The sequence below is a fragment of the Corynebacterium sp. HMSC28B08 genome (genome assembly GCF_001806865.1).
In the GTDB taxonomy this organism is placed as follows: domain Bacteria; phylum Actinomycetota; class Actinomycetes; order Mycobacteriales; family Mycobacteriaceae; genus Corynebacterium; species Corynebacterium auriscanis.
Map to the genome: position 1 here is coordinate 1 of NZ_KV786179.1, position 2031 is coordinate 2031.

At 50.4% G+C, this 2031-nt stretch carries 4 protein-coding genes; 1 reads left to right on the top strand and 3 read right to left on the bottom strand.

Annotated elements, in window-relative coordinates; translation table 11 throughout:
* Nucleotides 1–279: 279 nt before the first annotated feature.
* From HMPREF3098_RS09510 to HMPREF3098_RS11575, 3 genes are read right to left on the bottom strand one after another with little or no spacing between them, the layout of a single operon-like run.
* A complete protein-coding gene (locus tag HMPREF3098_RS09510) occupies nucleotides 280–675 on the bottom strand; it encodes a hypothetical protein (RefSeq protein ID WP_035115509.1) in 396 nt (131 codons plus the stop codon).
* Nucleotides 662–1111 carry a hypothetical protein gene (locus HMPREF3098_RS09515; RefSeq protein ID WP_035115511.1) on the bottom strand — a complete coding sequence of 150 codons (450 nt, stop codon included), beginning with the start codon at nucleotides 1109–1111 and terminating at the stop codon, nucleotides 662–664. The genes HMPREF3098_RS09510 and HMPREF3098_RS09515 overlap by 14 nt, the downstream gene beginning before the upstream one ends.
* Nucleotides 1112–1137: 26 nt before the next feature.
* Nucleotides 1138–1362 carry a hypothetical protein gene (locus HMPREF3098_RS11575; protein WP_168156019.1) on the bottom strand — a complete coding sequence of 75 codons (225 nt, stop codon included), beginning with the start codon at nucleotides 1360–1362 and terminating at the stop codon, nucleotides 1138–1140.
* On the opposite strand from HMPREF3098_RS11575, the gene HMPREF3098_RS11580 reads away from it, so the two are divergent.
* Entirely contained in the window at nucleotides 1361–1735 is a 375-nt protein-coding gene (locus HMPREF3098_RS11580) for a hypothetical protein (RefSeq protein WP_168156020.1), read from the top strand. The genes HMPREF3098_RS11575 and HMPREF3098_RS11580 overlap by 2 nt on opposite strands.
* Nucleotides 1736–2031: the final 296 nt, after the last annotated feature.

A 2031-nucleotide genomic window follows, 5' to 3' on the forward strand; every position in this document is an offset into this window, starting at 1 on the left:
TGGGTGTGGGGTGGTTTGGGCGTTGTTTGCTGCCGGATGGGTAGGCGTTTATGTGGGTGTGGTTTTTCCAGTTGTCGTTGATTAGACTCACATTATCGAACCTGTGTTCTATTTCCATGTGGTGAGTATAGCTCCACCCCGCGCCCTGACCAGACATGAGTGAAGCCCCGCTGCTTATATGCGGGGCTTAGGGTTAGAATTTGGTGCGAAAAATACTGCCACCCACAACGAACAACATGTGGAGGCGGTATTTAGGGGCCTGCTCGAACTTGCTAGAGGTTAGCCAGGAGTTTCCTCGTACTCGTATGGCATCTTGTGTATATCAGGGTATGGAGCAACCATAATCCCCATAAGATAGCCACTTTTGTCTTTTTGGAAAATGTAGTCACTAAGACGGGCTGTATCTACATCTTGTGGCAACGGATAGCCACCGAACTCTTGCGTCAGATCACTGGTGTACGAACCTGTAGCTTCAAGCAGCTGTAGGTCTTTATGCGCAAGCACTTTATCCATCACGTCTTGCAGCTGCTCGCGTGTCAGTGTTTCGTCATCGTATCCAACGTCATTGACGACATAGACGAGATTGACCCAATCGTCTTCTGCTCGGAACCAGTCTATGACCGCATCGTAGGTCTCTTCAGATGTGAGAATTTTGTTTGGTTTATCGGGTGACATGGACTTTGTAACCTACGTGACCGCCGGATTTGTTTTGCAGATCAATAGTGTATCCACCCGACCTGGAGAATGACCTGAATGTGGCGATTGACCCATCTTCGGGTAGCGGGAACTGATTGTCGCTGACAATCTCGGGGTTCGGTTTATGGTCCATGTCGAGTAGTGCTGTTGATCCAGTGATGTAGCACCATGCATCCCATACCGCTGCGTCATCTTTGGCTTGCCATGTGTAGCTTTTGGATTTTACTGGCGCTCCGAATCGTTTATCGAATTCGGCTTTTACCTGAGGGAAGCCGTTGGCGATTCCATAGTTAGTTCCTGCACAGGTTTTTAAGTTGCTTGGGACTGCGGTCGCAGTGGGAGCGGTTGCTACTACCGCGCCCAGGGAGCAGCTTACGGCGAGGAGGGCTGCGGAGATTTTTCGTTTGTTGAACATGTCGATCCCTTTCGGTTTCGTGGTTTTTAGCAGGTGACTACGCGTTGGACGTTTCGGCGCCATGGGCCCCAGCCTGCGTATCCGATGTTGTGCTGTGTTCCTTTGCTGACGGTTTCACATGCGGATGCTTTGTCATGGTCGTAGTAGACCTTGATTGCTAGGTCCGCTTGGCAGTTGTTGGTTACTTGTGTGAAGCCTTTGCTTTCGCGCCAGCTAATGCAGTTCGGTGCTGGCTGTTCAGCTTGGTACATGTCGATCACCAGTGGTCGATCCCCCTTTGAGAATGTCGCAGTTTCGCCCGCCTGTAGTGTTTCTGTTTTTTCTACTTCAGGGGCAGTTTGTGCGGATGCGATGGTGAGGGAGGTCAGCGGAAATGTTAGCCCGATGGCCAACGCTGCGATTCTCGTTACTGTTTTGGTTGGCACGATAGTGACTCCTGTGGTGGCTAGTGATTTTGGCCTTGATGCCGAGCGAATTGAGATTTTTTCATGCGCAGCAAGGCTTATGCTATCCATTAGAAACAGGCGCTGGCAGGGCGAAATGCCTGGTTTTTCTCTTTTGCCCCCGGACGGGGTGTGTCCCTTAATTCTTTTTATCCACGTTTCAACAACTGCATATATTTAATATTTCATTCTTGATAGATATTGCGGCGGTTGATAGATCCGGTAGATGTCCGTGTTCGGCGACCAGTGCGTCCCAGATGGGTGTTGGTTCGTCCAGGTCGTGTGTGTCGCCGTTGAGGACGATGGAGTCGCAGAAGATTTCGACTAGGGCGATGAATAGATTGCGGATGTTTTCGTGGGAGTTTCCTCGCCATTCATCGAGGGTGGCGAAGTTGTCCATTGCTTTGGCTTGTCATGTGCAGCTTTTGGACAGTGGTGCCATGTGAACTGGCCCCCGAAAGTTGGACTGGTTTAATT

What these genes read in the sequence shown, in the direction of transcription:
- HMPREF3098_RS11575 (WP_168156019.1), bottom strand. Translation starts at nt 1,362, where the DNA reads ATGTACCAAGCTGAACAGCCAGCACCGAACTGCATTAGCTGGCGCGAA.
- HMPREF3098_RS09510 (WP_035115509.1), bottom strand. Translation starts at nt 675, where the DNA reads ATGTCACCCGATAAACCAAACAAAATTCTCACATCTGAAGAGACCTAC.
- HMPREF3098_RS11580 (WP_168156020.1), top strand. Translation starts at nt 1,361, where the DNA reads ATGTCGATCACCAGTGGTCGATCCCCCTTTGAGAATGTCGCAGTTTCG.
- HMPREF3098_RS09515 (WP_035115511.1), bottom strand. Translation starts at nt 1,111, where the DNA reads ATGTTCAACAAACGAAAAATCTCCGCAGCCCTCCTCGCCGTAAGCTGC.